A 26,734-nucleotide genomic window follows, 5' to 3' on the forward strand; every position below is an offset into this window, starting at 1 on the left:
ATGATTTCGTGTATGGCACGAAAAAGATTGCGCGACAGTCGTTCTCGACTATGCGTCGATGGTGGCGCAGTGCTCGGCTACTGTGTCGACGAGCCGCGTACGCAGCGACACAAGTACCGGGTCGGTGATGCCGCGATCGGCTTCGGCCAGTGCCCCGGGCAATCCGGCGGCAATTTCGCGAGTCCGTGCGACAAGTCGATCAGGATCAGTGCCCGCCTTGTGCGCGAACTTCTCGATGTGATGCAAGGTGACTTCGCCGAACTTCGACCAACCGCCGATCGGCATCGCCGCTCGACCTAGATCCGATCCTCGTTCGGGATCATATGGCAGTGAACTCGCTACGTCGTAGATCGGCGCGAGCGTGCTGTCGACTCCATTGAGGATCACCGAGTAGTTCTTGGCATGGGCATCTGGAGCGCCGAGTAAGTACTGAGCGATAACGATGTCGGTGAATCGGTCGACATCGCGCCGACTGGCCTTGCGTGCGAGTAGGCCTGCGATCGCGGTGGCCGACGGCCCACCCTCGGAGGCATACTTGCGCTCGGGCGGCACCGACAGTGCTTGGCACATGTCTTCCTGGTGCAGCCGGAGCACACGGCCATCAGCACTACGTAGCCTGTCGTACCGTTCGACGACAATCGCCGCGACGCCATCGAACTCGATGAATTCAGATGCCGCAGAAACAATCCCGAGTGCCGCCAGTGCGCGTAGGCACAGATGCTCGTTGAACGCCTGGCCCGGAAAGCGTCCGATTCCCGGTTTGATGATGTGCGTGCTGGCAGCGTTGCCATGCGCGTACGCCCACCCGCCGACGGTACGCACAGCAGCGAACTTGGACTGTGCTCCCGCCAAACTCCAACGCTCGTCGGCGCGGGTCCACTGCGTCGGCGCACTCTGCAGCCCGCGCAGCCGCTCACCGATCTGCACGTCGGTGACTTCTTCCACGCTGCCGGGGCGGTTCAGCACATCCTCGACGTCCTCGGGTGCCGCCAATTGCACAGCCCCGGCACAGTCGCGACCGATATGCTCGAGCAGCGCGGTCGCACTGCGCGACGACACATCGAACTCACGCGCCAGACGCTCACGCACATTGGCATCATCGGGCAGCAGGTTCATCAGCCACGGCTCAGTGACGCGATGGTCGTAGGTTCGGCCCTCTACCGGAGGCATCGACAACGACAAAGGGGTGGCGTCGAGATCGACGACATAGTCGTCGAGGTAGGTGAAGCGGGGCCGCCCGCCTGCATGCGTGACGGCCCCGATCAATACTCGGTTGAGGATCACTACCAGATCACTCATGGGACTCTGGAACTTGCGGGTTCGGCGCCACGCCCTGCTGTATCCGGGCGAATACATCCTGAATCGCCTGCTGATCACGTGATGCCGTGGTGCGGCGCGACATGGGCACAGCGACCAATTGCAGACCTAATGCGCTGACGACTTGGATGACACGACCGATTTCGCCGCGCGGGCTGCCGGTCTCTGCGCGACTCACCAGCTGGCGAGAGACCCCCGCCAGCTCTCCCAGTTGATCCTGGGTCAACCCCGCATCGATGCGCGCCTTACGCAACGCCGCGCCGAGCTGAACCAGCTGCCGTCGCGTCCGAGGTTGCGTCATGACGTTACAGTACCATCACTTGCAACTCATGTCATGTATCCATAACATTGCCCAAGTCAAGGACCGATACTGCGGAGCATAATGTTCCGGATCAATTACGCCTTCGCCAGGTAATGGATTCATAACATGGACAGCACACATCAGTGGTCCGACGGCCTGCGCGCCAAGTGCCTGCCCGCCGCCCTCACCCAGGCCCAACGCGACTACTTCGGCGCCCACACCTACGAGCGCATCGACATGCCCGGCAAGTACCACACCCTGTGGAGCGCCGACCGCACCGAAATCCAAACGGACTGAACACGTTCCCCTGAGCACCCGGCCATCGATCGGCCGGGTGCTCGTCAGTTCTTGCGGGTCAATGGGCTTGGTACTCCCCGTCGCATTTGCCGTTGGTGTATATCTTGGCCTCGCCGGGCGCCAATGGCGGCTGTTCGAGATGTACTGGATGAACGTGGTTGCCGCCCTGCTGAATAAAGGTCGACGACGTCGGCAACCGCAACAAGGCTAGCGATCGAAGCGGCCACTCGGCAACGGATCGGAAATCGAAAGATGCTGCAGTAAAAGGGATTTCACTTCACAAGACATCAATATAGTGGTGGCACAGCACTTCTGGCCGCTGACGTGCGGCGATAATGTAAGCAACCTTGCGCGGAGACACAGACAGTACCGACCACCTACCACTGCCCGATATGCCTGACCGCAGATCCGGCAAACCTCGGCGGTACACCGTACTGTGATCCACGCCACGTCATCCGGCGAAATTGCTGGCAGCTTGCACTTCTCACCATCATCGGTCGGTATACCGCATCCACCGCACCAGTACTTGGCGTGCCCGGCGGGAACTTTGCGGCGCGGCGCGGCATCATGGCAGATATGCGCGTACTTATTCAGCTTCGTCCGTCCGTCGATCTGATTACCGCAGTGGCCGACCGTGCGGTTTCGGTCGCTTCCGCCGACGTTGCCGGGCATCTGCCCGTGATCGTGCTAGATCACTCTTATCGTCCGGTCGCGGTGCCGAAATCCGTTCCCGCGGTGTCCGGTACCGATCGCCCGACCTTTTCGCTCGCACCGGAGGACGCGTCCGTGCTGGTGCGCGGCGAGATCGATGATGACGGCGTCGCGGACAGCGTGACGCAACTGTCGGCGGCCCGCAGCGTCACCGGGGTATTCGCCGATCCGATCATTCAAACCAATCTCACCTGCGGCGACACGCCCGCGGTCGGCACCTGGCACGATGTCGAAACGCTGCTGCACAGCGCCGATCTGACGGCCGCCGGACTCGACGGGAATTCGGTGGCACTGGCGATCGTCGACACCGGCATCAACGCCGCGAAGGTCAAGCAGGTCCGCGGCGGCACCGTGAACATCGACAAGGCGCGCAGCTGGAATCCGCAGGGCGTCACCGGTACCGCTGGCGAGTTTCCGGTGGACCACGGCTCGATGTGCGCGTTCGACGCGCTCATCGCGGCACCGAAGGCCACCCTGCTCGATCTGCCGGTGCTGCAGAGCAAACGGCAGGGCGGCACCGTCATGGACGGACTGCTGTCGGACGCACTCGCTGGCTACGCGCACCTGCGTACGGTGCTCAGCGATCAGCCAGCCGCGTCGCGGGCATTGGTGATCAGTAACAGTTGGGGCGCATTCTCACCCAGCTGGGACTTCCCCGTCGGACAGCCTGGCAACTATTCCGACAATCCGAATCACCCGTTCAACGTGATCGTCGGCTCGCTCGAATCCGCTGGCGCCGACATCATCTTCGCCGCGGGCAATTGCGGGCGTGACTGCCCGGACAGTCGCTGCGCCTACCCGAGCAAGCCGATCGGCGGGGCCAACTCGCATCCGAGCGTCCTGTCCATCGCCGGGGTCGACACCAAGAATCAGCGGGTCGGCTACTCCTCGCAGGGACCAGGCCGGTTGACCGATCGCAAGCCGGATATCTGCGCCTACACCCACTTCCTCGGGTCGACGGTCTTCGGCGCCACCGACCCGGACACCGGCACCTCCGCGGCAACGCCGGTGGCGGCGGGCCTGGTCACCGCCATTCGGACCAAATGGTCGGCGACCGAGCTGCCGCCCGCCCAGCTGCGAGCGTTGTTGCAGCGCACCGCGATCGCGCAGCCGGGCGGCTACAACTACGACTACGGATACGGCATCGCCGACGCCTCGGCCATCCTCGCGGAGCTGAAACGAACCGCCACCCGCGCGTAACGTAGTGGCATGCCGTTGCTCACCATTCGGCTCCCGCAGGAGGCGACCCTGGAGGCCGCCTTGCGGGAGTTGAAACTCACCGCTGACGACGTAGATACCGCCTACGGCCTGGTCGCCGTCGACCCGGCGAACGATCTGTACGCCATACGGGTGACCGATGCGGCCGCGGCCCGCATGACCACCGACGCACCAGGCACCGAGATCTTCGCCGACCCGCGCATCGAGCCCGCCGACGGATCGCCCATCGATCCGAAACCCCGTGCGTAAGAAGCGAGTTCGCGACTAGCCGAACTTACTTGACGGCGGCGAGGACGGTCGGTCCGCGAACCAGTAAGGGCGGGAGCTGTCGAAGCTCCCGCCCTCGGTACTAGGTGATTGTCAGAATGTCGACTTCATCCAATCGCTAACGGCCGCTTGGTATGCGCCGGTGTTCAGTGCCAGATTCACCGAGTGTCCGGAACCCGGCAACACGAACGTGCGCAGCTTCGCAGCCGGACCGAAATACGGTGCCTCCTCGGCGGCCAGGGTCGCCGTGCTCGCGCATGCGTTCAGGCACAAGCGATCTTCACTTCCGTTGACGACCATGACCGGCACGTCGATGAAGTTGGTTGTCGGCGGCAGGGTGGATGTCAGACCGTCGGGATACTCCGTCAGCGAGAAGACCTCCTTGGTCGCCTCGTCGGTCGCCAGCACCGCGGGATCGTAGTCACCGGCACCGTAGAAATCACCGGCGCGAGTCCCGGGCCGCGTGGTCAGATAGCCGGGGTCGTATCCCTGGCCGGCGAATTTCGGATCTCCCGCGGCCGAATAGTAGGTGGACACAACACCCAAAGTCCCGACGATATTCAGCGCGTGTGAAAATCCGGTGAGCAGAACACCATCGACATCATGGTTCGTACTCGCCTCGATGACCGCGACGCCGGAACTGAGCGAATGGCCGCCGGTAATGATCTTACTGAACGGCTGCACGCCGGGCAGCCCCTGCCGCACCGCACCGACCAGCTGATGCAGGGCGATGACCGATCCGGTCGCCGTCAGCGTCGCGCTCGGCGGGCGGGTGCTCGCACCGTCGCCGAACCGATCGACCACCAGCGTCGCATAACCCGCGGCATTCATCGCGCGCCGAAAGTTGTAAGTCTCTGGGGCGTACGGAAAATCCCAATAGGTGTGATTGTAATTGGAACCCGGCATCAACACCATGATGGTGCTCGTCGGCGTCGACGGCATGCATAGGGTCGCGGCCAGATTGCCCGTCGGCGGCACCGGAAAGGTCACTGCGGAGCAGTTATTCGGTAGGACGGTGTCGTCGGCGTGGGCAACCACCGGCACCAGACAGAGAATTGATGACATGACAAACGCTTTTAAGAAGGCCCGCACGCGACGCGCTCCCCTCGGAGTTACACGAGGATAACCACTTTGGCATCCTGCTTCAGTTGTCAGTCCGGAGGTTATCCCCCGTACTGGTGATACGCAATACCTATCGCGAAGACTTCGAATACTCGTTACTGTCGGAACCGCCGACGGAGATACCTTGGCGCGCTTACTAAACCGGCCCGACCAGTTGGACGACCGCTCAGGAGTTCATCGGCGGAATGAGTTTCGCGAAATCGACCTCGGGTGCGTCCGGATTCACGGCTCCGGCGACCACCTCGAACGTACGTGCGTCCACCGCCGTGCAACCGAGCTTGGCGAGGGTCGAGAACCGAAACTCGCTGTCGGAGTCGCGCATCGCGTTGTCGAGGTCTTCCTTGGTGTCGTAGATCGTGATGGAGAAGACCGTATTGTCCTGATGATCGACGAAGAAGAACATCTGCCTGGCACCGTGGTCGGCCATCGCGTACGGCACGGTGTCGTGCTGCAGGAATGGGACTGTGGTAGCCATGGTTTCGGGATCGATGGGGCACGATGCCTTCATCATCCGTGCGTAGAGCTTCTTCATGGTCGAGCCGCCTCCTTGACATGGGCCGGTAGAGCTGCGAACCATCACACGGCGAATGATGGTACCCCCCAACCTGATTCGCGGCAGCCGTATGGTAGCGCGGAGCGCGCCCGCGCCCCGGTGACTACGCGAGGTCACAGTACGACAACGAGTCGTATCGGTCAGCCAGGAGGGGCGCACAAAGCAAACCGTCGGTCTAGTATCCGACCCATGGGTACGCGAGCGGTGCACTACGTGGGAAGTTTTCCAGCCGAGAGCACCGATGCCGCGATGAGAGCGATGCTGGACAGCTCCGGTGCCCAGCTGCGCACGTTGCCCACCGGCGAGACGGCGCGCTACGAGTTCTACATCCGCCCCATCATCGAGAATCTGATGACGCAGGGCGCATTGGAATCGAAGCGACCTGGCCAGTGGCGCACGAGCCGGGAACGGACAATTTACCAGGCCGCCGGCGGCAAGAAACTCACCGGCGACATGATGGATCTCGGGTATTTCCGCGAGGCGCAGGAAGCGATTCCGGTATTCAACGCGCTGCGCGCGGAGCGCGATTTGTCCGGGCTCGCACTGCAGATCGGGATGGCGACCGATTTCACCATGGCGTTCGTCGCCATGGGTGCTGCCGGTGTGCTGCGAAACAAAAAGGCTTTCACCGACGCGACGGTGCGCGATATCGTCGCGATCCGTGAATTGGCCGGTGACGACGTCGTCATACAGTTCGAAGCGACCGCCGAATTGGTGCTGATGGCGCAGACGCAGCCGTTGCACAAACTCGCCAATCGGGTGCTCGGACTGGGGAAGGGCATCGCCGCGCTGGCCGCGGCCGCTCCGCCGGGCACCCGCTTCGGGGTGCACCTGTGTCTCGGCAGCATGAACAACAAGGCCCGTGCCACGCTACGCACTGTTCGACCGTTCGTGGATCTGGCCAATTCGATAGTCAGGCACTGGCCGGCGGATCGCACTCTGGCGTTCGTGCACGCACCGTTCGCGGCGGGCGACATACCACCGTCGGATAAGCCGAAATTCTATGCGCCCCTTGCGAATCTGAAGCTCAGCGCGGGCACCGACTTTTACGCTGGCATGGTGCACGACAGTCCCACCGAAGTGGAACAGTTGAAAACATTGCAGGTTATCGAGCAGGCGCTCGGCAGGCCGGTCGATGGCGTCGCCACCGCGTGCGGCCTCGGCCGCCGCCCACGTCCGGTGGCCGACGCGCTGATGGCGCGAGCGAATACACTTGCCGCGAAAGGGTGATTCGGTGCGTGCGCCGCACCAGGTCTGTCGCACTGTGGCATAGCACACCATCCAGCCGGGAAGATCGCTACGATTGTGGTCGAGGATCGGGAGGACACCTTGTCGGACGTAGACCGAGCACCAGGGCTCAATCCGAACGTGCCGAGCTCGGCCAGGATCTATGACTACATGCTCGGCGGCAAAGACAACTACGACATCGACCGTGAAATCGCGCACCGCATGCTAGCCATCGCGCCCGACACCAAGACGCTGGCGTGGTTCATCCGACAGTTCCTGGTGAAGGCGGTCCAGATGGCCGCCGAGTCCGGTGTCCGGCAGTTCATCGATCTCGGCGCCGGCATCCCGACCTCGCCCAACGTGCACGAGACGGCCCGCAAGATCGAGCCGTCGGCGCGCGTGGTCTACATCGATAACGACCCGATCGTGCACGCGCACTGCGACGCGCTACTGGCGAATTCCGCTGGGGTGACGGCATTGAAGGCCGACATCCGCCAACCCGACGACATCATCGATCGGCTGAAGACCGGTTCGCTCATCGATTTCAACGAGCCGGTAGCGCTGCTCATCATCGGCGTGCTGCATTACGTGATGGACGATGAGCACCCGGCCCAGATCATGGCCAAGTTCCGCGACGTGATGGCGCCGGGCAGCTACCTCGCGATCACCCACGGCTCCAACGAGACTCATCCGGACTTCATCGACCAGTCACAAGACGACACCAACCACTCCCCCTCCCAGGTCGTGTACCGAACGCGGGCGGAGACGGCGGCGTTCTTCGACGGGTTCGACCTCATCGATCCCGGTGTGGTGCCCGCGCAGGAATGGCTCGATGACGACCTGCCCGCCACCCGACTGGTGATCTACGGCGGCATCGGCCACAAGTCCAGCTGACCCCCCCGGTCAACTGCGGCGGCGCCCGTTCGACGGCTGCTCGACCGGCGGGAGCCGGAAACCGATGCGCGCGCCGGGACCGTGCTCGGCGAAAACGGTGCCGTCATGCGCGGCGACGATATCCGCGACGATGGCGAGACCGAGCCCGGATCCCGGTGTGCCCTGGGTGTTCGCGGCACGATAGAAGCGATCGAAGATGGCGGCGGTGTCGTCGGCGGCGATGCCGGAACCCTGATCGCGCACCGTCAACTCGGTGCGATGAATGTGCACGTCGACCGGGGTATCCGGCGGACTGAACTTGATCGCGTTGCTGAGCAGATTGTCGACACATCGCGCGAGTGCCCTCGGCCTGGCGAGCACGGGCACCGGATTATCCGCGGTCACGGTGATGGTGCGGCCGCTGCGGTGCCGGAAGCGTTGCGCGCAGTCCTCGGCAAGCGTCGCAAGCTCGAGCACGGTGGGCTCTTCGGCGGTGTGCTGGTCGGTGGCGAGTTCGACGAGCTCGGCGACCAGCGCGTCGAGCGCGGCGGACTCCTGCACGAGGGTGTTGAGGACCTGGGTTTCGTCGTCAGGGCCGAGTCGGCCTCGGGCGCGTTGCAGGAGTTCGGCGCTGCCCCGGATGGAGGTCAGCGGGGTACGCAGCTCGTGGCTCGCGTCTTGCACCAGCCGGTGCTGCTGCGCGCGCGAGCGCCGCAGTGCGGTGAGCATGGTATCGAAACTGCCGGTGAGCCTGCCGATTTCGTCGCGACCGGTGGGTGGCAGCGGCACCGACAGATCCTGCGTTGAGCTGATGTGCTCGGTGGCGGCGAGCAAGCGGCGGACCGGTCGCAGGATGCGCCCGATCGCCAGCCAGCTCAGCAGCGCCGACAGCGCCACCGCGATCGCGGTGATACCGCCGGTGCGCCACAGGAATTCGTTGTCGATCCGTTCGGGTTCGTGATAGCGCTGCGCCACCATCACCGCGCCGCCGCCGGGACGCGGTTTGGTGAGGATTCCGTACGGCTCGCCGTCCAGGTCGAGATTGTATTCGGCTGTGCCGCTACCGGTTCGGGCTATGACGCGGTCGGCCTCGGCCACCGGGAGCGGCATCCGATCCGGCGCCAGCGGGTGGGCGGTACCGTCGGCCGACAGCAGCTGTTCGATGGTGTCGACCCGCTCGGGCAACACGGCGGGCAGCACGGCGATGACGGCGTCGACGCGATCGTTGAGGCTGCGGTCGATCTGATTACCGACCAGCTCGCTGACCCCGCGATAGGACGTCGCGAGCGTGACGACGATCGCGGCGACCACGGCCACGATGACGACGAGGGTGATCCTGGCGCGCAACATCAGGCGGGACGGACCGCGTAACCGACGTTGCGGACCGTGTGAATCAGCCGAGGCTCCCCGTCCTGTTCGGTCTTGCGGCGCAGATAGCCGATGTACACATCGAGCGAGCGGGAATCGGTGTCGAAGTCGAAACCCCAGATGTGTTCGTAGATCCGGCTGCGGGTCAACACGATTCGCGCATTGCGCAGCAGCAGCTCGAGCACGTCGAATTCGGTTTTGGTGAGCTCGATCGCCCGATCACCTCGGTACACCTCACGGGTCGCCGGGTTCAATGTCAGATCCGCGACGGAAAGGACGGTGCCGTCCTCGTCCAGGGTGCTGCGCCGCAGCAGCGCCCGCAGCCGGGCGAGCAGCTCGTCGGTGGCGAACGGCTTGGGCAGGTAGTCGTCGGCGCCCGCGTCCAGCCCGGCGACGCGGTCGCCGATCTGGTGGCGGGCGGTGAGCACCAGGATCGGCAACCGGTCACCGCGACGGCGCAGCAGCCTGCACAGCGACAGTCCGTCCATACGTGGCATGACCACGTCGACCACCGCCATGTCCGGCTGTATCCCCTCGAGCATTTCGAGGGCCTGCTGCCCGTCCCCGGCCAGGTGCACGGTGTAGCCCTCGAAGCGAAGCAGCTGGTCCAGGGTGCTGCGCACGTGCGGGTCGTCCTCGACGACGAGCACCGACGCGGCGGGTACTGACGAGCTCGGTGTGGTCACGCTGTCATTGTTGCTGGTGAGTAGCGCGTCTGTGGGTATCAGGCTATTCACTTCGTGACCGCCGTCACTGCGGTAAGAATCCCGATCGGCGGACGGCGAATGGATTCTTACCTGATTCTTCCGTGACGCTCGCCGAGCATTGACCTCGACCGCCCAGGATTCCTCTCAACACCCCGTCGAATGCGGGAGATGTACCGAGGAAAGGGATTTCGAGGATGCGCAAAGGAATGCGGGCAGTCGCATGCCTGCTAGCCGCACTGGCCGCCGCGACTCTGGTCACGGCATGCGGCGACAGAGAACCACCCGGTCCCGACTGGTGCCCGACCGTGCCGGGACATCAGGTCGATTGCGGCGTGCAGTCCCGACCACTGGTCGCCGATCGACCCGAATTAGGCACTGTCGCAGTCAGTTACGCGCTTATCCGGCGGAGCAAACTCGACGCGCCCTCGGCAGGCACGATCGCACCGAATCCGGGTGGGCCCGGCGTTCCGCTGATCGCGCACGCCGCACAGGCCACCCAGCTGTCCGCGCAGTTGCTCGACGATCACGACCTGCTGCTCATCGACCCGCGCGGTACCGGGCTGTCGAGCCCGTTGGATTGCGGCGCGGACGAGGCCGGGTACGAGCTCGGCACCCGTGAGTACCAGCAGCAGACGGTCGCACGCTGCGCCGAACAGCTCGGCGAGCGCGCCGTCGGATACACCTCGGCGGCGACCGCGGACGACTTCGACGCGGTCCGCGAGCGGCTCGGCATCCCGAAACTGGTGCTGTACGGCATCTCTTACGGCACCTACCTGATGCCGATCTACGCCGAACGCCACCCCGACCACGTGCAGTCCATCGTGCTCTCCGGCGCGTACCCGCCCGATGTCGACCTGCTGTCGCGACCCAATGCCGAAGCGGTATCGCTTGCGCTGCAACGGATCTGCGATCGAAGCAAGGCCTGCGACGGCGCGACCGCCGTCAACCATCTGCGCACGGTGGCGCAACGACTTGCCACGCACCCCCTCACGATCACCGGCCAGCATCCCTTGCAGCTCAGCGAAAGCAAGCTCGCCACCCTCGTCTTCGAGGTGGCAAGCACCAACGTCGGCGCCGATCCACAGCAGCCGACCCTGATGGGCACGCTGCCCGCCGCACTGCACGCGGCCGCCAACGGTGACGACACCGGGCTGCGGCAATGGGCCGAGCACGCTGGCGCGGAGCCGACCGCCGAGAACATCGACCTCTTCATCACCGTCGCCTGCAACGACTACCCCAACCTCTGGTCGCGGCAGGCCGCGGTGCCCGAGCGGATTCAGCAGTATCGAAGCGGGCTCGCGGCGGCCGGTCCGGACGGCGTCGGCGCCTTCAGCGCCGAAGGATTCAGCGGCGGGCAACGCGACGGCGGCGACGCGTGCATCCGGTGGCCAGGGCTCACCCGGTCGGTGCCCGGCCATCTCCGCGAGGCGCTGCCGAACGTCCCGGTGCTTGTCATGTCGGGTGACCTCGACGCCATCACCCCCGACGCGAACGGTCAGCGGGTAGCCGCCGGATTCCCGAGGGCCACGTTCCTGTCGGTCCCCAACACCGGCCACGTCCCGGACCTGGAACCCAGCGGCTGCGTCACCGATATCGTCGCCCGGTTCATCCGAACCGGCGCCACCGGACCGACCTCCTGCGTCGAGGCCATTCCGCCGATCGCGGTCACCCCGGTCCCTCGCTGATCAGGATCCGAATAACGCCAAGCCCCGGCACAGCGCGCGCTGCTCGAAAGTCGAACAGCCGCAACGCCATCCTCGAGAAGGGGACGGCGAGCGCCGCCGCCGGGGCTTGGCGCTTTTGTGCGTTCGGTAGCGCGAAAATCTCAGTGTCCCCAGTCACTTCCGCCCTCTTGCGTGACAGGCATCACTCCGCTACCTTGTGCAATGTCACACGTCACATGACATCCGGACTGATTGTTGGTCCGGACAATCGCGCAGATGGAGGCTTCACATGTCCGAACCGATCACCTCAGCCGTGACCAAGCCCTGGCACGGGATCCTGGTCGCGACCACGCTGCCGTTCGCTGAGGACTACTCGGTCGACTACGACGCCTACGCTCAGCACGTGCAGTGGCTGGCCGCCAACGGCTGCCACGGGGTGAGCCCGAACGGGTCGCTCGGCGAATACCAGACCCTCGACGACGAGGAGCGGGCCAGGGTGGTGGCGACGGCCGTCGCGGCCGCGCCCGCCGGCTTCACGGTGATGCCGGGGATCGCGGCGTACGGGGCGTTGCAGGCGCGCAAGTGGGCCGCGCAAGCCGCCGAAGCGGGAGCTCAAGCGGTAATGCTGTTGCCGCCCAACACCTATCGCGGCGGACGCGACTCGATCCTCGATCACTACCGCACGGTGGCCGAGGTCGGCCTGCCGATCGTGGCGTACAACAACCCGATCGACACGCGCATCGACCTGACCCCGGACATCCTGGCCGAGCTGCACGGCGAGGGGCTGATCGTCGGGGTCAAGGAGTTCACCGGCGACGTGCGCCGCTTCTATGAAATCAAAGAGCTCGCCCCCGAACTCGACGTGCTCGTCGGCTCGGACGACGTGGTCTTGGAACTCGGCATCGCCGGCGCGGTCGGCTGGGTCGCCGGCTACCCGAACGCGATCCCCAGGGCAACGGTCGAGCTGTACAACGCCTCGGTCAACCGGGATCTGGACAAGGCGCTTCCGCTCTACCGCGACCTGCACAAGCTGCTGCGCTGGGACTCGAAGACCGAGTTCGTGCACGCGATCAAGCTATCGATGGACCTGGCCGAGCGCACGGGCGGCAAGTGCCGTCCGCCTCGGGTTCCGCTGGCACCCGAACTGGTCGCGAAGATCACCGAGGACACCCGCGACGTGCTCGCCAAGGGTTACCGGTAAGCAGTCCGTAGCCGGTTGCACACGAAAGACGAGGAGCTAGCGATGTCCGAGAGCACGGTCGAATCCGTTCGCGACACGACCGCCGACGAGGTCGACGCCATTGCCGTCGCGGCAGCGGCGGCCGCGGGACCCTGGGCGGCAATGGAACTGCCCGATCGAGCCGGGGTGCTCGGCGGCATCGCCGACCGGCTCGACGCGCACGCCGCCGAGCTGATCCCCCTCGCCATGCGGGAGACGCACCTGTCCGAGCCGAGGCTGGTCGGTGAACTGCGGCGTACCAGTTTCCAGCTGCGCCTGTTCGCGCGGACCGTGCTCGACGGCGACTTCCTCGACGTGCGCATCGATACCGCGGACGCCGAATGGCCGATGGGTGCGCCGCGGCCGGACCTGCGGCGGATGAATATCGCGCTCGGCCCGGTGGTCAACTTCGCGGCGAGTAACTTCCCGTTCGCCTTCTCGGTAGCGGGCGGCGATACCGCCGCCGCGCTGGCGGCCGGTTGCCCGGTGATCGTCAAGGCGAGCCCAGGACATCCCGCGCTGTCCGTCGCGGTCGGTCGGCTGATCAGTGCCGTGCTTGCCGAATGTGGCGCCCCGAGTGCGACTTTCGGGCTCGTCTTCGGCCGCGACGCGGGGGTGCGGGTGCTGACCCATCCCGCCGTCGCCGCCGCGGCGTTCACCGGCTCCACCGCGGGCGGGCGGGCACTGTATGATCTGGCGTCGCGCCGTCCGGTGCCGATTCCATTCTATGGCGAACTCGGTTCGATCAACCCGGTATTCGTCACCGAGGAGGCCGCGCGGAGCAGGGCGGCGGAGATCGCGTCGGGGCTGCTCACGGCGGTCAGTGCGAGCGCTGGTCAGCTGTGCACCAAACCCGGCTTGGTCGCGATACCCGAGGAAGCACCGGTTTTCAGCGAACTGGCCGAGCTGATCCGTAGCCGTCCGGTGCCGACCGGGGACATGCTCAACGCGGAGATCGCCGCCGGATTCGCGCGCTCCGTCGAGCAGGTACGCGCGCACCCGAACGTGGAACTGCTCGCGGGCGGCGGACCGGGCGAGGCAATGCTGCTCGCCACCACAGCGCGCACGGTGCTGTCCGATCGCGACGCGCTGTTGCACGAGATGTTCGGCCCGGCAACGCTTCTCGTCAGCTATCGGAATACCGCCGAATTGCTGGAGCTGGCCCGTTCGGTAGGTGGGCAGCTGACCGTCTCCCTCTTCGGCGATCACGTCGATGACACCGCGCGCGCGTTGACCACCGCCGCAGTGAGTACGGCCGGGCGGGTGCTGTGGAACAGCTGGCCGACCGGGCTCTCGGTGACCTACGCGCAGCAGCACGGCGGACCCTACCCCGCGACGACGGCCCCGACGGCGACCTCCGTTGGTACCGCGGCGATTTCACGTTTCCTGCGCCCGGTGACGTACCAGTCGGTGCCCGAGGAGTTGCTGCCGCTCGAATTACGCACGGACAACCCGCTTTCCGTGCCGCGGTCGGTGAACGGAGCACGCGCGCAATGACCGTGGCCTCGCCCACCCTGCGGGGAACCGATGTCCTGATCGTCGGTGGCGGCATGATCGGCTGCGCACTCGCGGAGCGGCTCACCCTGGACGGTGCTTCGGTCCGCGTCTGCGAGCGGGGCGGGGTCGCCTCGGGCACGACCGCGCACGGTGAAGGCAATGTGCTCGTGTCCGACAAAGGGCCTGGCCCCGAGTTGGCACTCGCCCAGCTCTCCCGGCGGCTGTGGCCCACCGTCCTCGAGCGGCTCGGCCATGACGCGGCCACCATCGAATGGGAACCCAAGGGCGGCATAGTCGTTGCCACCACCGATGCGGGCGCCACCGCGCTGACGGCGTTCGCCGACGGCCAGCGCGGCGCGGGGGTGCGGTGTGAACATCTCGACGCCGATCAGTTGGCGGCGGCCGAGCCCGCACTCACCCGCGATGTGTGCGCGGCCGTGTACTACCCCGAGGACGCGCAGGTGCAACCGGCCGGTGCCGCGACGGCCCTGCTCGGTTCGGCGATCGCGGCGGGCGCGGTCGTCGAGACCCGCTGCGAGGTGACCGCGCCGCTGATCCGGGACGGCCGGCTGATCGGTGTGCGGACCACCCGAGGACCACGGCACGCCGATGTCGTGATCAACGCGGCGGGCCCGTGGTCGGGCGCGGTGTCGGAGCTGCTCGGCGCGCCGATCGCGATCAAGCCACGGCGAGGCGATGTACTCATCACCGCACCCATGCCGCCGACGGTGTTCCACAAGGTCTACGACGCCGATTATGTTGGTGCCGTTGGCAGCTCGGATGCTGCCCTGCAATCGTCGGCGGTCGTCGAATCGACAAGGGGCGGCCCGCTGCTGCTCGGCTCGTCACGCCGCCAGTGCGGCTTCGACGATCGGATCCGCCCGGACAGCCTGGCCGCGATTGCCCGAAAGGCGTTGCGGCTGTGCCCGATTCTCGCCGACGTCGCGATCATGCGCGCCTACGGCGGCTTCCGCCCCTACGTCGACGACCACCTCCCGGTGATCGGGCCCGATCCGCGACTGCCCGGCCTGTGGCACGCGACCGGCCACGAGGGCGCGGGCATCGGCCTGTCGGTCGGTACCGCCCAACTGATTTCGTCGGCGCTGGCCGGTCGGCGGGACGAGGTCGACATCGCGGCCTTCGCGGTCGACCGCCCCGCCGTCATCACCAGCCCCACCGAACCGAGCAACGAGAAGGTCTACAGATGAGCGGGCTTGCCAGCGCGCGTTCGACCGAGGGCGGCATCCGGTCGACCAGGCACGCTGATGATGACCTTCAGCCGACGAGTGGTTCGACCTGGCACGGCGGTCTATCGGCAACAAGGGCGGTGACGGCATGAGCCCCAATATCATTCGGCCGGATACCGATCCCGTCGGCCGCCGCGACCGGCCGCTGACGGTCACCGTCGACGGGACCCCGATTCCTGGCGTACACGGTCAAACCCTTGCGACGGTGCTGCTTGCCGACGGACGTTCGCAATGGCGCACCGCACCCACCGGCGGCCAGCGCGGCGTGTTCTGTGGCATCGGAGTGTGTTTCGACTGCGTCGCCACCGTCAACGGCGTGCCGGATGTCCGGCTGTGCAGGCGCCAGGCCCGCGACGGCGACACCGTCACCACCCAGACCAGGCTGGCGGGAGACGCGCGGTGACCAGACATGTTGTGGTGATCGGCGGCGGCCCGGCCGGTACCGCTGCCGCCGAATCCGCGCTGCGGCACGGCGCGACCGTGACGCTGATCGACTCGAACGAGGCACTCGGCGGCCAGTACAACCGGCGCATCCCGGCCGCGTACAGCGTCCGTCAGCCGCTCAGTATCGGGCACGGGTATGCCGAGGCCGCCCGCCGCGCCCGCCTGCTGATCGAACACCCGCGCTGCGAATACCTTCCGTTGGCGGCGGTCTATCAGGTCGAGCGTCACCTCGAAGGTGGTTGTCCCGCAGTCCGTTTGCTGATCGGCGCCGAGGGCGATCGGCGGACGCACCGCGTAGTGCAAGGCGACGCACTGGTTCTCGCCACCGGCGCCTACGACCGGGTATGCCCGTTCCCCGGCTGGGACCTGCCCGGCGTCTACACCGCCGGTGCCGCACAAACTCTCGCGAAGACCCAGCGGCTACTCGTCGGTCAGACCGTATTGCTCTCCGGCACCGGCCCATTCCTCCTGCCGGTCGCACAATCCTTGGCCGACAACGGCGCCGAGGTGCGCGCGGTGCTCGAAGCCAACCCGGGACGCCGGATCGCCAGGCACTGGGCCGCGCGGCCGTGGGAGTTGCGGCACAGCGCGGGTAAGGCCCTGGAGTTGATCGAGTACGTGGCATGCGGTGTGCGGCACCGGATTCCGTTGCGCACCGCGCACGCGGTGGTCGCGGTCGCGGGTGACGGACGGGTGGAAGAAGCCACCGTCGCCCGGCTCGACGAGAACTGGGCGCCGATCCCCGGCAGCCACCGCACGGTGCCGGTGGACGCAGTCGCGGTCTCGCACGGCTTCACCCCGCAGCACGAACTCGCGGTCGCCGCCGGGGCGCGACTGACCGCGCACGGCTTCGTACAGGTCGGCGACAATCAGCAGACCAGCGCCGAGTGTGTGTGGGCCGCAGGGGAAATCACCGGCATCGGCGGCGCACAGGTCGCCGCCATCGAGGGCGCCGTTGCCGGTCTGGCCGCCGCGGGCGCCACCGCGGACCGGGCGCTGCGAGTACGCCACCGCACGGCCGAGCAGTTCGTGGCCCGGCTCGCGGCCGCGCACCCGATCCGGCCCGGCGTGCTGACCTGGTCCCGCCCCGACACCGTCATCTGTCGCTGCGAGGGCACCACCTGCGGCGAACTGACCACCGCCTGGTCCACCGCCGCGGGCGAGGGCTACCGCTCCGCCAAGCTGGCCACGCGCGCCGGACTCGGACCGTGCCAGGGCCGGATGTGTGCGGCGAATATCGATGCCTTGCGCGATCGGCCCTACTCCGACGGCGTGGCCGACGAGCCAACCGCCGCAACAGGTCTCGCCGCCGCCAGTCCAGCGTGGCGCCCGCTCGCCGCTCCCGTGCGGTTGCGTGAACTCGCCGAACTCGACAACGACGCGGCCTGCGGGACCTGCGTAAACCCGACACCGAACGCGGACAAAGGACACTGATGCGCAGCAACACCATCATTTCCGCCATCGACACGCACACCGAGGGCATGCCGACCCGGGTGATCACCGGCGGCGTCGGCACCATCCCCGGTGACACCATGGCGGCCAAGCGAATTCACTTCGCCGAGCACCTGGACGGCCTGCGCAAACTGCTGGTCAACGAGCCGCGCGGGCACGCCGCGATGAGCGGTGCCATCCTGCAGCAGGCGACCACCGACGACGGCCACTACGGCGTGCTGTTCATCGAGGTCAGCGGCCTGCTGCCGATGTGCGGGCACGGCACCATCGGTGTCGCCACCGCGCTGGTCGAGGCGGGCATGGTTCCGATCACCGAGCCGGTCACCGAGATTCGCCTCGACACCCCCGCCGGACGCGTCGTCGCCTCGGTCGCGGTAAGCGGCGGCCACGCCGATTCGGTCACCCTGCGCAACGTGCCCGCGTACTGCGACAGCCTGGACAACGAAGTCGAGGTGCCCGGCCTCGGCACGGTGCGCTACGACATGGCCTACGGCGGCAACTTCTACGCAATCGTCGACCTCGGCAAGCTCGGACTGCCGTTCGACCGCGCGCACAAGGACCGCATCCTCGACGCGGGCCTGCGAATCATGGCTTCCATCAACGAATTCCGGCGTCCAGTACATCTCGAGGACGAGCGCATCGCCGGATGCAAACACGTGTTGTTCCTCGACCCCGCGGCCGAGCCAGCACACACCCGCCACGCGATGGCCATCCACCCCGGCTGGTTCGACCGTTCCCCCTGCGGCACCGGCACCTCCGCACTGCTCGCCCGCCAGCACGCCCGCGGCTTCCTCACCGATGACCAAGTGCTGCAAAACGATTCGTTCATCGGCACCACCTTCTACGCGCGCGCCGTCGACACCACAACGGTCGGCGACCGCCCCGCGATCGTGCCCGCGATCACCGGCCGAGCGTGGCTCACCGGCACCGCGAACTACCTCCTCGATCCCACCGACCCCTTCCCCGAGGGCTTCGTCTTCTAGCCATCACCACCCGCTCCACTAGCTCCACCCCGAAAGGCACCGTCAATGAAGACAGTCGTCACCAGACCCGCACGCCAACCACTCACCAAGGGCGGCGTCATGCGGCGCATGCCGGTAATCGTCGCCGACACCGGCGATTTCAAGAAGAGCATGGGGCTGTGGCAGCTAGTCGCGCTGAGCCTCGGCGGGCTGGTCGGCGCGGGCGTGTTCTCCCTGGCCGGTGTCGTGGCCAACGAGGTGGCCGGTCCGGCGGTGCTTGTCTCGTTCGCCATCGCGATCGTCGCGTCGGGCGCGGCCGGGCTCTGCTACGCCGAATTCGCGGGCATGGTCCCGCGCGCGGGCTCGGCCTACACCTACTCTTATGTCGCGCTCGGCGAGATCATCGGATTCATGATCGGCTGGGATCTGTTGCTGGAGTACACCGCCATCGTGTCCGTCGTGGCGATCGCGGTGTCCGGGTATCTCAACTACATCACCCACTACATCGGATTCGACCTGCCCACGTGGGCTCTCGGCGCGCCGGGCACCGGCTCCGGACACAAGGTCGACCTGTTCGCCGTCCTGCTGTGCCTGCTGCTCGCCTTCCTGCTCTCGCGCGGCACCCGCGAATCCGCGCGTGTGCAAACGGGACTCGTCGCGTTGAAGATGGTGATCGTCGCGATCGTGGTGGTGGCGGGCGCGTTCCACATCAAGGCGGGCAACTACCAGCCGTTCTTCCCGTTCGGCGTCGGCGGCGCGGTATCCGGAGCGGCGCTTGCCTTCTTCGCGGTCTACGGCTACGACGCGATGAGCGCCGCCGCGGAGGAATCCAAGGACGGCAAGAAGCTGATGCCCAAGGCGATCATGATCAGCCTCGGCATCGCGTCGGTGGTCTACCTGCTGGTCTGTCTGGTGATCGTCGGCATGGTCAACTACACCGACATCAACGTCTCGTCACCGTTCTCCAGCGCGTTCGACTCGGTCGGGATGGGTGTCCTCGGCCTGATCATCGCGGTCGGCGCGGTTGTCGGCGTCACCACATCGGCGTTCGCCAACATGCTCGCCGTGACCAGGGTCGGCTTCGCGATGAGCCGCGACGGCCTGCTGCCGTCGTACTTCGCCAAGTCCAGCTCGGTCCGCAAGGTGCCGACCCGGGTGATCTGGCCGGTCGGCATCGTGTCCGCGCTGATCGCCGGATTCCTGCCGATCCGGGAGGCCGCCGAGCTCACCAATGTCGGCATCCTGATGGCGTTCATCGTGGTCGCGCTCGGCGTCATGCGGCTGCGCCGGACCCGCCCTGAGGTCGAGCGCGCGTTCCGCACGCCCTGGGTTCCGGTGGTGCCGCTGATCGGGATCGTCTTCTCGATCTGGCTGATCAGCCACCTCACCTGGGTCACCTGGCTACGGTTCGTCGTCTGGCTACTGATCGGCCTCGGCGTGTACGTCGCGTTCAGCTACCGGCACTCGAAGCTGAACACTGTTGACAGTTAACTAATCTGATACCAGCGGTGCTCGTACCCAGGAGAAACCCGGAGCGCATTGATGATCGAACGGTTGGATATACCCAGGCGGCCAACGCTGCGCGATCACGTGTCCGACGCGCTGCGTGCCGCGATCATTTCCGGTGAGCTCGAGCCCGGCGTGCTCTATTCGGCGCCGTGGCTGTCGGAGCGCTTCGGGGTCTCCCCAACGCCGGTGCGCGAGGCCATGCTGGATCTGGTCAAGCAGGGTCTGGTGATCTCGGTGCCGAACAAGGGTTTCCGGGTCACCGAGATCTCCGACGCCGACCTGGATTCGATCGCCAAGATCAGGATGCTGCTCGAGCCGCCGAGCGTCCGCTCGATCGTCGGCGAAATCCCCGAAGCCGATATTCCGGGCCTGCGGGTGCAGGCCGACAAGATCGTCGACGCGGCCAAGCGCGGCGATCTCGTCGAATACGTCGACGCCGACCGCCGATTCCACCTGATGCTGCTCGACTACTGCCGCAACCCGCGCCTGTCGCAGATCGTCGGCGACCTGCGCGCCCAAACCCGCCTGTTCGGTCTCGCCGCGCTCGTCGAGCGCGGCGAGCTGGACAAATCAGCGCAGGAACACCACACCATCATCGACCTGATCGAACAGCACCACGACGAGGAACTCGAACGATTCCTCCGCAAACACATCGGGCATGTCCGCGGCATCTGGGCCGCCGGTAACGCCCCCGACGACGACGTCCTGTAGGCGACTACCGCCGATCCGCCAATCGGCCCGGCTTGCGCCCGAACACCATGGACGTGGGGCCGATCAGGTGCCGCGTCTTGATCTGTTCGAAGCCTGCCTCGCGCAACCAGTTCGCGCACTGGGTGGTGCTGGCCTCGAAGCCTTCGCGCATCTCCAGCATGATGTTCAGGCTGGACAGGAAGCTGACGAGGTTGCGCTTGCGACCGGGGTCGGACATCGCGTCGTAGACGAGCAGTGCGCCGCCCGGCGGGACAGCCTCGTACGCCTTGGCGATCAGTTCACGCCGCACGGTTTCGCTGTAGCCGTGCAGGACGTGGCCGAAGGAGATCACGTCCGCGGTGGGCAGCGGACCGTCGAACATGTCACCGGTGGTGAACCGGATCCGATCGCTGAGTCCGAACGACGCGACGTACTCCTCGAAGATCGGCCGCACCGCAGGGAGGTCGTAGCTGACCCCGCGAATGTGCGAGTGGGTGAGTGCGATCCGCACCGGCAATGCCCCTTGGGCCGCGCCGACATCCAGGAACGTCCGGAACCGCTTCCAGGGAAAGCGCGCGGCGATGAGCATCGCCTCGCCGGTCGAGATCCCGGTCATTCCGGCCAGGAATTTCCGCAGCGCGACCTGATCGCCGTAGAGCGAGGAGAAGAATTCGCTCTCGCCCTGTTCCTCTTCGGCACCGGGTTTGCCGGTCCGCAGCAGATCCCCGAGCCCGGACCACAGATCGTAGAGTCGAGTGCTGGACAGCTCCATCAGGCCGCCGATGTAGCTGGGTTTGGCCCGGTCGAGGAACAGCGCGGCCTGCCGCGAATTCGTATAGCGCCCAGTGCGATCGCGGCGAAGCAGACCCATGTCGACGAGCGCGCCGAGGAAAGGGCCAGCGGCGCGCGGCTGCCAGTCCAGCCGCTCCATCAAATCCTGTTGTGACAGCGGACGCACCGCCAACTCGGTGAACACACCCGCCTCGACCGCGGTCAGGACGACCTTGGACGGCCAGAACCCCATCCCGGTCTCCAGGATCTGCTGCGGATCGGCGAAACGCCGCAGCAGTGGGCCGCCGATCCGGCTCTGAAAAGCCCGCATCAGCAACAACTCTCGGCGCAGATCGCCGTTGGGAGCCGGGTCGAGCACGGCGGGAACCGCCGCATCCGGCAATGACGTGCGTTCGTCGGTCGGACTCTCGGGATGTGCCATCGTGCAACTCCTCAGGTGTGCTGCCTGGCCACTATTCAGTTCTGCTCATCGGGCGATGACGTAGCCGTCGTCGGGGCGGTGGTCGCGGGAACGGCGGAGATCGGCCACGGCGAAGGTGCGCTGCACCCACCGGTCCGCGCCGTCGTAGCGGGGGTGGAAGGCGGTGCGGCCGTGGACGGTGACTCGATTGTCCACGATGACAAGGTCGCCGGGGGCGAGTCGGGTGATGTGGGCGACGGTATTGCAGGCCTGACCGAATTCGGTCAGTGCCGCTTCGGCGCGCGGGGTCAGCGGTGTGGTCGCGATGGTGGCCATCCGGATGTCCGGGTCGTCGACCGCGCCGGACAGCAACGGTTTCGGCGCGCGTGCCTCGCTGTCCGACGGGAAGGACGGCGGTGGCGCGGTGATGAATTCCGGTGCGAACAGCGCTTCGCGGCTCGCCTCCGTCAGCAGTGGCAGCACTTCGCGCAGGCAGGCGGTGCGCAGACCGGCGATCCGGTCGTGATCCGCGCGCAGGCACAGCAGCAGCACATAGTCGGGTTCGTGCTGGTGAAAGGCGTTCTCGTTGTGGAAGGTCAACAGCACCGAACCGGCGTTGCCCGAGAAGGTTTCCTTGCCGCGCACCGGAACGACGTCCTGCACGAGGGCGCCGGACTTCTCGGCAAGGTATGCGGCGGGGTCACCGAGTCCGCACGCCAGCATGGTGAGCACCGCCGCGGCGACGGTCGCCACGCGCTGCACCGAGTCCGGTGTCGAAGGGGTGGCGGGGAGCATCGGCTCGTCGACCGGTAGGCCGCTGATCACCAGCGTGCCGCGCTGGCCGGAGTGCCGCCGGAATTCGCGCACGCCGCGGCGCAGTGGCAGCGGTAGCGCGTCCCAGGAATGTCGTGCGCGGGCGACCCATTCGGGATCGTCCACCCGGTCTCGCGCATCGCCGCAGAGCGCACGCGCCAGCTGGTCGATGTCGGCCGTGTCGGCGGGGTCCACTGTCAGATCTACGGTGTAGACGGCGGCTTCGGCGATCTCGTGCGTCATCGCTGCCGCAGGGTCGACATGGCGTCGGCGATGTAGTGGTCGCCGAACCGGATCAGCGGCGCGTACTGGGCCGCCCGCCGGTGCCGCATCAGCCGGAGTTCGCCGACGGCGTTGTCCGGGCCGGTGGTCAACTGCGCGATGGAACGGCGCAGCCGCACCATCGAATAGGCAAGCGTGACATGGCGTTCGCTGTCGATGAGGTCGGCCTCCAGCAGCGCGTCCCTGGCCTCGGCGAGTTCCGGGTCGCGGGCGTGTAACTCCGCGAAGGTGTCTGGGACCACGCTGAGCAGGTCTTTCATCGCGCCGCGGAAGGTCTTGTAGCCGCGATGCTGTCGTCCGCTCAAGGGGATCGACACATCCGGTGGCTGCATGGTCGGCCGTACCGATGCCATGTAGTACTCCACCGGGATGGTGCTGGCGTGGGTCATCGCCGCGGGAAAGCCGCGCACATAGGTCGTCGCATGCTCGAGCCGGGACAGTGCCGCGTCGGTCGCGCCGTCCCGCAGATGCTGCGCGGCATCGGTCACCGCGACCGCCGCGCAGATATTGAACAGCACGTGCACCTGGTGTCCGACGAGCCACCGCGCCGTCCACTCGCTCTCCAACGAAATCCCTTGCGCTGTCGCCGAATTGGGTAAGTCCGCGACCGGCGGCTCGTCGGACTCCGTGGCACCGGTGAGGTCTAGCGCGGCCTGCCGCATTCCCGCGACCTCCACCGCCAGGTCGGCACCAGAGAGCGGGGCGCGGCAGAGATCCTGCAATCCGCGATGGACAACCAGCAGTCCGTGCAGGGCCGCCTGCTGATCGGTCAGGTCGACCTCGCGGACCCGAAAGAACGACTGGCTCACCGATTCCGCGGGCAGATCCGCACCGATGATCGGACCCGTCTCCACCGACAGCGCGTCGACCAGCTCGCCAGCGGCGGTTGCGGCGCGTTGAAGGGCTGCCGTGCGTTCGTTCGGACCGGCGTGCGTCGGCACTTCGGCCAGCGCCTGCGCGGTCCGGCGCGCTTCGGATCGGATACGAGCATTCAACGTCGGGACGGTTCCCCCGTCCTTCAGTCCCCGGAACACGGCCACTGGCGGATGCGGGTCTGCCACCGAGGTACCCATGCTCCGAGGATATCCGGAACAAGGTGGTCTCGCTGGGTTGTCGCAGTTGTCGCCACGACGAATTCCTTTGTCGCACCAGCTATCTCACGGCATGCCCGGCCGGGCAGGTCGATCCGCGATGGAACGGCCACGTTCAGCCGCTGAACGTCACATCCTTCGCGTCCTCGACACCCGCGGTGCGGCCGGGCGCCGTCTCGTAGCGCCAGTAGAGGTTGGTATGCGCGATGACCTGATCCGGCGGCGGGGCTCCCCATTCACTCTTGTCGAAGGTCGTGTGCCCGTCGCCGACGAGGGTCACGTCGTAGCCGCGCGCGAAGGCGCCGTGAATCGTGGATCGGACGCAGGCATCGGTCTCCGCGCCGGTCACCACCAAGCGCCCGACGCCGGCCTTCGCCAACACCTCTTCCAGATCGGTGTCCTCGAAGGAGTCACCGAACATCTTGTGCACCAACGGTTCCGACTCCAGCCGGACCAGCTCCGGGACATACTCCCAGTCCTTGGTCCCCCGCACCAGTTCCTCGGAGGAGTGCTGGACCCAGACGATCGGGGCACCCTGTTCGCGGGCCTTGTCGACGAGCGTGCCGATGGTGGCGACAACGGCGTCACGCTGGTGCGCCACCGCCACCACGCCGTTCTGGACGTCGATCACCACCAAGGCGGTATTGGGTCGATCCGAGAGCACGGTCATGTTGGTTCTCCTCTACTGGCCGAACAGCATTCGTCACCGTGGATCACGCTAGACCGAGCCACCGACAACTACCGCCGATCCCGGGTGTCCCGCAGCCGAATTCACCGACGCTCGGCGAGTTCGGCCAGCTTGTCGAGGGATGCCTGGAGCTTTGCCGGGGTGGTAGCGCGGGCACGAACCATGCGCTTCTCGTCGGTCAGCTCGGACCAGTCGTAGGTGTGGGTGACCCGGGTGTGCGTCGCGTCGACGGGCTCGAGCTCCCAGCGCCACAGGTGCCCCGGCGGCTGCTGGCCGGGCGCCGACGGCAGCCAGGCGATGCGCCGCCCTTCGTCGAACTCGACAACGCGGTTGTCGCGGTCGGCGCCGGTGGTCAGCGTCATCGTGAACACCTCACCCGCCGCGCGGACACGTTGTCGCGTCACGGCTTTCGCCAGATTCTCATTGCCGTCCCACAGCGGCTGCTGTACCGGGTCCGCGATCAGCTCGAAGAGGCGTTCCGGCGTTGCCGCGATATCGCGGCTGGCGGTCACGGTGCGCGCAGGCTCGATGTTATCCGTCATACCCCCGATCGAAGCATCCCGCGGTCGGGTCGCGCCAGGTGCCGGGCCACCGCATTGCCGGACCGAGGTCGGGCCGTTGACCACGCACCGCGTCGCAGCGGACTGCCCGCAACCTCCTGTTTGCCCGAAAGATGGCGATTCGTCCGATGTTTACCGTGCGCAGTTCGCTCGGTCCAGTTAAACGTTGTCACTTCAATCCACCGGACACAGGGGAGCATTAAGTGGACCGAAATACCCAGCTGTGTATTTCCAGGCGCGGGCTGCTCGTCGGCGCGAGCGTGCTGGCCGGCAGCCTGGCGCTGCCCGGTATCGCCAAGGCGGACGGCAAGTTTCCGATGCCGACCGGCGCGGACATCAACGTGCTCATCACCGGCGACGCGGGCACCGGCGCGGCCGGGCAACTGGCGGTGGCCGCCGCAGCGAAGCGGATCTGCCAGGCCGAGGGGGTGTCGCTCGCGGTCGGGCTCGGCGACAACATCTATGAGGACGGCGCGGAAAGCGATGATGACGACGAGTTCTCGACAAAGTTCGAGCAGCCAAACGCGGGCATCGACGTGCCGTGGCTGATGGTCCTCGGCAATCACGACTGCAGCGGGGCGTTCGCCGGCAGCGGCGGGAATCCGAGCAAGGGGGATCACGAGGTTGCCTATCACCAGCGCTCCGCCCGCTGGTACATGCCGTCCCGGTATTACCAGGTGGCGCTGCCCGCAGCGGGTGCGCCGCTGGTCGAGTTCTTCGCGCTCGACACCGTTCCCGTCTCCTCGACGGTCTTGCAGACCGATCCGAACTACCAGTGGGACGGCCCGTACATGCGCCAGCAGCGCGAGTGGCTGGATCGTGCGCTGACCGCCTCCCGCGCGACGTGGAAGATCGTGCTGACCCATCACCCGTACCGCAATAATGGAAAGCACGGCAACGCGGGCGCTTACGACGGGGTCACCACCGGCGACTACATGAGCGGCCGTCATCTGAAGGAACTGTTCGAAGAAGTCGTCTGCGGCAGAGCGGATTACATCCTCTCCGGCCATGACCACACCATGCAGATCCTGGATACCGCTGGCACCGCGCGTGGTACCCAGCAGATCGTCTGCGGTGCGTCAGCCAAGAAGAGTGACGGCTCGTCCTCGGTCACGAATCAGTCGTTCTGGCAGGACTTTTCGAGCCTCGGTTTCATGCTCGCGAAGATCCGCCGCAACGCCGTCACTGTCGACGCCTACACCGTCGATGCCGCGAACGGCACGGCGCGACGGGCTTATACGCACGTTCGCCAGCGCTGATATTCGCCTATCTAGAGCGCAGCAGGAGTGATCGAACCTGCTGTGCCACTCCGTGTTACCCAAAACAAGTTCGATGTGTACCGCGACCAGCAAATTCACATCGAGCTGAGAACCGATCCAGGCCAAGCTGTTTCGTCCAGTTTGCCATCGATCCGACGCCCGACAGCGGACGGAAGATCATGAAAACGTCACGAACGCGTCATC

The 26,734-nt window shown here is 66.4% G+C and carries 26 protein-coding genes; 15 read left to right on the forward strand and 11 right to left on the reverse strand.

What is annotated here, in order from left to right; translation table 11 throughout:
* Positions 1 to 48: 48 nt before the first annotated feature.
* Entirely contained in the window at positions 49 to 1,299 is a 1,251-nt protein-coding gene (locus tag OG203_RS15365) for a type II toxin-antitoxin system HipA family toxin (RefSeq protein ID WP_405166330.1), read from the reverse strand.
* A complete protein-coding gene (locus OG203_RS15370; RefSeq protein WP_405166331.1) occupies positions 1,292 to 1,618 on the reverse strand; it encodes a helix-turn-helix domain-containing protein in 327 nt (108 codons plus the stop codon). Before OG203_RS15370 ends, OG203_RS15365 begins: the two co-directional genes overlap by 8 nt.
* Before the next feature lie 117 nt (positions 1,619 to 1,735).
* Here OG203_RS15370 and OG203_RS15375 point away from each other — a divergent pair, with 117 nt between their 5' ends.
* The 3 genes from OG203_RS15375 to OG203_RS15385 all read left to right on the forward strand — a co-directional run bounded on the left by OG203_RS15375 (position 1,736) and on the right by OG203_RS15385 (position 4,093).
* On the forward strand, positions 1,736 to 1,915 hold the full coding sequence (locus tag OG203_RS15375; protein WP_405167884.1) for a hypothetical protein: 180 nt from the start codon (positions 1,736 to 1,738) through the stop codon (positions 1,913 to 1,915).
* Between the two features lie 576 nt (positions 1,916 to 2,491).
* The gene (locus OG203_RS15380; protein ID WP_405166332.1) at positions 2,492 to 3,826 is read left to right on the forward strand and encodes a S8 family serine peptidase; all 1,335 of its coding nucleotides are present in this window, start codon (positions 2,492 to 2,494) and stop codon (positions 3,824 to 3,826) included.
* A gap of 9 nt (positions 3,827 to 3,835) precedes the next feature.
* Entirely contained in the window at positions 3,836 to 4,093 is a 258-nt protein-coding gene (locus OG203_RS15385) for a hypothetical protein (RefSeq protein WP_405166333.1), read from the forward strand.
* Positions 4,094 to 4,204: 111 nt separating this feature from the next.
* Here OG203_RS15385 and OG203_RS15390 read toward each other — a convergent pair whose 3' ends face one another.
* Positions 4,205 to 5,176, reverse strand: coding sequence for an alpha/beta hydrolase (locus OG203_RS15390; RefSeq protein WP_405166334.1), 972 nt, complete (start codon positions 5,174 to 5,176; stop codon positions 4,205 to 4,207).
* A 223-nt stretch (positions 5,177 to 5,399) separates the two neighbouring features.
* Positions 5,400 to 5,765, reverse strand: coding sequence for a hypothetical protein (locus tag OG203_RS15395; RefSeq protein ID WP_405166335.1), 366 nt, complete (start codon positions 5,763 to 5,765; stop codon positions 5,400 to 5,402).
* Positions 5,766 to 5,975: 210 nt separating this feature from the next.
* Here OG203_RS15395 and OG203_RS15400 point away from each other — a divergent pair, with 210 nt between their 5' ends.
* Positions 5,976 to 7,016 (forward strand): hypothetical protein, encoded by a 1,041-nt coding sequence (locus OG203_RS15400; protein WP_405166336.1) that lies wholly within the window; start codon positions 5,976 to 5,978, stop codon positions 7,014 to 7,016.
* Positions 7,017 to 7,115: 99 nt separating this feature from the next.
* Complete coding sequence (locus OG203_RS15405) at positions 7,116 to 7,907, forward strand: SAM-dependent methyltransferase (RefSeq protein ID WP_405166337.1); 792 nt, start codon at positions 7,116 to 7,118, stop codon at positions 7,905 to 7,907.
* A 9-nt stretch (positions 7,908 to 7,916) separates the two neighbouring features.
* Here OG203_RS15405 and OG203_RS15410 read toward each other — a convergent pair whose 3' ends face one another.
* The gene (locus OG203_RS15410) at positions 7,917 to 9,236 is read right to left on the reverse strand and encodes an ATP-binding protein (RefSeq protein ID WP_405166338.1); all 1,320 of its coding nucleotides are present in this window, start codon (positions 9,234 to 9,236) and stop codon (positions 7,917 to 7,919) included.
* Positions 9,236 to 9,940, reverse strand: a complete 705-nt coding sequence (locus OG203_RS15415; RefSeq protein ID WP_405166339.1) for a response regulator transcription factor — start codon at positions 9,938 to 9,940, stop codon at positions 9,236 to 9,238. Before OG203_RS15415 ends, OG203_RS15410 begins: the two co-directional genes overlap by 1 nt.
* A 227-nt stretch (positions 9,941 to 10,167) precedes the next feature.
* Here OG203_RS15415 and OG203_RS15420 point away from each other — a divergent pair, with 227 nt between their 5' ends.
* The 9 genes from OG203_RS15420 to OG203_RS15460 all read left to right on the forward strand — a co-directional run bounded on the left by OG203_RS15420 (position 10,168) and on the right by OG203_RS15460 (position 20,666).
* Positions 10,168 to 11,646 (forward strand): alpha/beta fold hydrolase, encoded by a 1,479-nt coding sequence (locus tag OG203_RS15420; protein ID WP_405166340.1) that lies wholly within the window; start codon positions 10,168 to 10,170, stop codon positions 11,644 to 11,646.
* Positions 11,647 to 11,914: 268 nt separating this feature from the next.
* Positions 11,915 to 12,826: a dihydrodipicolinate synthase family protein gene (locus tag OG203_RS15425; RefSeq protein ID WP_405166341.1), complete on the forward strand. Its 912-nt coding sequence runs from the start codon at positions 11,915 to 11,917 to the stop codon at positions 12,824 to 12,826.
* 42 nt (positions 12,827 to 12,868) lie between these two features.
* On the forward strand, positions 12,869 to 14,341 hold the full coding sequence (locus OG203_RS15430; RefSeq protein ID WP_405166342.1) for an aldehyde dehydrogenase (NADP(+)): 1,473 nt from the start codon (positions 12,869 to 12,871) through the stop codon (positions 14,339 to 14,341).
* Entirely contained in the window at positions 14,338 to 15,549 is a 1,212-nt protein-coding gene (locus tag OG203_RS15435) for an NAD(P)/FAD-dependent oxidoreductase (protein ID WP_405166343.1), read from the forward strand. Before OG203_RS15430 ends, OG203_RS15435 begins: the two co-directional genes overlap by 4 nt.
* Positions 15,550 to 15,676: 127 nt before the next feature.
* On the forward strand, positions 15,677 to 15,991 hold the full coding sequence (locus OG203_RS15440) for a (2Fe-2S)-binding protein (RefSeq protein WP_405166344.1): 315 nt from the start codon (positions 15,677 to 15,679) through the stop codon (positions 15,989 to 15,991).
* On the forward strand, positions 15,988 to 17,466 hold the full coding sequence (locus OG203_RS15445) for an FAD-dependent oxidoreductase (RefSeq protein ID WP_405166345.1): 1,479 nt from the start codon (positions 15,988 to 15,990) through the stop codon (positions 17,464 to 17,466). Before OG203_RS15440 ends, OG203_RS15445 begins: the two co-directional genes overlap by 4 nt.
* Entirely contained in the window at positions 17,466 to 18,467 is a 1,002-nt protein-coding gene (locus tag OG203_RS15450) for a proline racemase family protein (RefSeq protein ID WP_405166346.1), read from the forward strand. The genes OG203_RS15445 and OG203_RS15450 overlap by 1 nt, the downstream gene beginning before the upstream one ends.
* 45 nt (positions 18,468 to 18,512) lie before the next feature.
* Positions 18,513 to 19,937, forward strand: a complete 1,425-nt coding sequence (locus tag OG203_RS15455) for an amino acid permease (RefSeq protein WP_405166347.1) — start codon at positions 18,513 to 18,515, stop codon at positions 19,935 to 19,937.
* 51 nt (positions 19,938 to 19,988) lie between these two features.
* The gene (locus tag OG203_RS15460) at positions 19,989 to 20,666 is read left to right on the forward strand and encodes a GntR family transcriptional regulator (protein ID WP_405166348.1); all 678 of its coding nucleotides are present in this window, start codon (positions 19,989 to 19,991) and stop codon (positions 20,664 to 20,666) included.
* A gap of 4 nt (positions 20,667 to 20,670) precedes the next feature.
* Here OG203_RS15460 and OG203_RS15465 read toward each other — a convergent pair whose 3' ends face one another.
* The 5 genes from OG203_RS15465 to OG203_RS15485 form a co-directional block, all read right to left on the reverse strand.
* Positions 20,671 to 21,858 carry a methyltransferase gene (locus OG203_RS15465; RefSeq protein WP_405166349.1) on the reverse strand — a complete coding sequence of 396 codons (1,188 nt, stop codon included), beginning with the start codon at positions 21,856 to 21,858 and terminating at the stop codon, positions 20,671 to 20,673.
* A 45-nt stretch (positions 21,859 to 21,903) separates the two neighbouring features.
* Complete coding sequence (locus OG203_RS15470; protein ID WP_405166350.1) at positions 21,904 to 22,893, reverse strand: TauD/TfdA family dioxygenase; 990 nt, start codon at positions 22,891 to 22,893, stop codon at positions 21,904 to 21,906.
* The gene (locus tag OG203_RS15475) at positions 22,890 to 24,005 is read right to left on the reverse strand and encodes a hypothetical protein (protein WP_405166351.1); all 1,116 of its coding nucleotides are present in this window, start codon (positions 24,003 to 24,005) and stop codon (positions 22,890 to 22,892) included. Before OG203_RS15475 ends, OG203_RS15470 begins: the two co-directional genes overlap by 4 nt.
* A 133-nt stretch (positions 24,006 to 24,138) precedes the next feature.
* On the reverse strand, positions 24,139 to 24,693 hold the full coding sequence (locus OG203_RS15480) for a cysteine hydrolase family protein (RefSeq protein ID WP_405166352.1): 555 nt from the start codon (positions 24,691 to 24,693) through the stop codon (positions 24,139 to 24,141).
* Positions 24,694 to 24,794: 101 nt separating this feature from the next.
* Positions 24,795 to 25,253 (reverse strand): SRPBCC family protein, encoded by a 459-nt coding sequence (locus OG203_RS15485; protein WP_405166353.1) that lies wholly within the window; start codon positions 25,251 to 25,253, stop codon positions 24,795 to 24,797.
* A gap of 221 nt (positions 25,254 to 25,474) precedes the next feature.
* Here OG203_RS15485 and OG203_RS15490 point away from each other — a divergent pair, with 221 nt between their 5' ends.
* A complete protein-coding gene (locus OG203_RS15490) occupies positions 25,475 to 26,530 on the forward strand; it encodes a metallophosphoesterase (RefSeq protein ID WP_405166354.1) in 1,056 nt (351 codons plus the stop codon).
* The last annotated feature ends 204 nt before the right edge of the window (positions 26,531 to 26,734 follow it).

Origin of the sequence: Nocardia sp. NBC_01499, from assembly GCF_045040275.1 — a bacterium.
Lineage (GTDB): Bacteria > Actinomycetota > Actinomycetes > Mycobacteriales > Mycobacteriaceae > Nocardia.

Coding starts and splice junctions, on each gene's coding strand:
- OG203_RS15410 (WP_405166338.1), bottom strand. CDS start 9,236: ATGTTGCGCGCCAGGATCACCCTCGTCGTCATCGTGGCCGTGGTCGCC.
- OG203_RS15385 (WP_405166333.1), top strand. CDS start 3,836: ATGCCGTTGCTCACCATTCGGCTCCCGCAGGAGGCGACCCTGGAGGCC.
- OG203_RS15460 (WP_405166348.1), top strand. CDS start 19,989: ATGATCGAACGGTTGGATATACCCAGGCGGCCAACGCTGCGCGATCAC.
- OG203_RS15475 (WP_405166351.1), bottom strand. CDS start 24,005: ATGGGTACCTCGGTGGCAGACCCGCATCCGCCAGTGGCCGTGTTCCGG.
- OG203_RS15420 (WP_405166340.1), top strand. CDS start 10,168: ATGCGGGCAGTCGCATGCCTGCTAGCCGCACTGGCCGCCGCGACTCTG.
- OG203_RS15380 (WP_405166332.1), top strand. CDS start 2,492: ATGCGCGTACTTATTCAGCTTCGTCCGTCCGTCGATCTGATTACCGCA.
- OG203_RS15465 (WP_405166349.1), bottom strand. CDS start 21,858: ATGGCACATCCCGAGAGTCCGACCGACGAACGCACGTCATTGCCGGAT.
- OG203_RS15370 (WP_405166331.1), bottom strand. CDS start 1,618: ATGACGCAACCTCGGACGCGACGGCAGCTGGTTCAGCTCGGCGCGGCG.
- OG203_RS15395 (WP_405166335.1), bottom strand. CDS start 5,765: ATGAAGAAGCTCTACGCACGGATGATGAAGGCATCGTGCCCCATCGAT.
- OG203_RS15470 (WP_405166350.1), bottom strand. CDS start 22,893: ATGACGCACGAGATCGCCGAAGCCGCCGTCTACACCGTAGATCTGACA.
- OG203_RS15425 (WP_405166341.1), top strand. CDS start 11,915: ATGTCCGAACCGATCACCTCAGCCGTGACCAAGCCCTGGCACGGGATC.
- OG203_RS15390 (WP_405166334.1), bottom strand. CDS start 5,176: ATGTCATCAATTCTCTGTCTGGTGCCGGTGGTTGCCCACGCCGACGAC.
- OG203_RS15400 (WP_405166336.1), top strand. CDS start 5,976: ATGGGTACGCGAGCGGTGCACTACGTGGGAAGTTTTCCAGCCGAGAGC.
- OG203_RS15480 (WP_405166352.1), bottom strand. CDS start 24,693: ATGACCGTGCTCTCGGATCGACCCAATACCGCCTTGGTGGTGATCGAC.
- OG203_RS15450 (WP_405166346.1), top strand. CDS start 17,466: ATGCGCAGCAACACCATCATTTCCGCCATCGACACGCACACCGAGGGC.
- OG203_RS15435 (WP_405166343.1), top strand. CDS start 14,338: ATGACCGTGGCCTCGCCCACCCTGCGGGGAACCGATGTCCTGATCGTC.
- OG203_RS15365 (WP_405166330.1), bottom strand. CDS start 1,299: ATGAGTGATCTGGTAGTGATCCTCAACCGAGTATTGATCGGGGCCGTC.
- OG203_RS15485 (WP_405166353.1), bottom strand. CDS start 25,253: ATGACGGATAACATCGAGCCTGCGCGCACCGTGACCGCCAGCCGCGAT.
- OG203_RS15430 (WP_405166342.1), top strand. CDS start 12,869: ATGTCCGAGAGCACGGTCGAATCCGTTCGCGACACGACCGCCGACGAG.
- OG203_RS15455 (WP_405166347.1), top strand. CDS start 18,513: ATGAAGACAGTCGTCACCAGACCCGCACGCCAACCACTCACCAAGGGC.
- OG203_RS15440 (WP_405166344.1), top strand. CDS start 15,677: ATGAGCCCCAATATCATTCGGCCGGATACCGATCCCGTCGGCCGCCGC.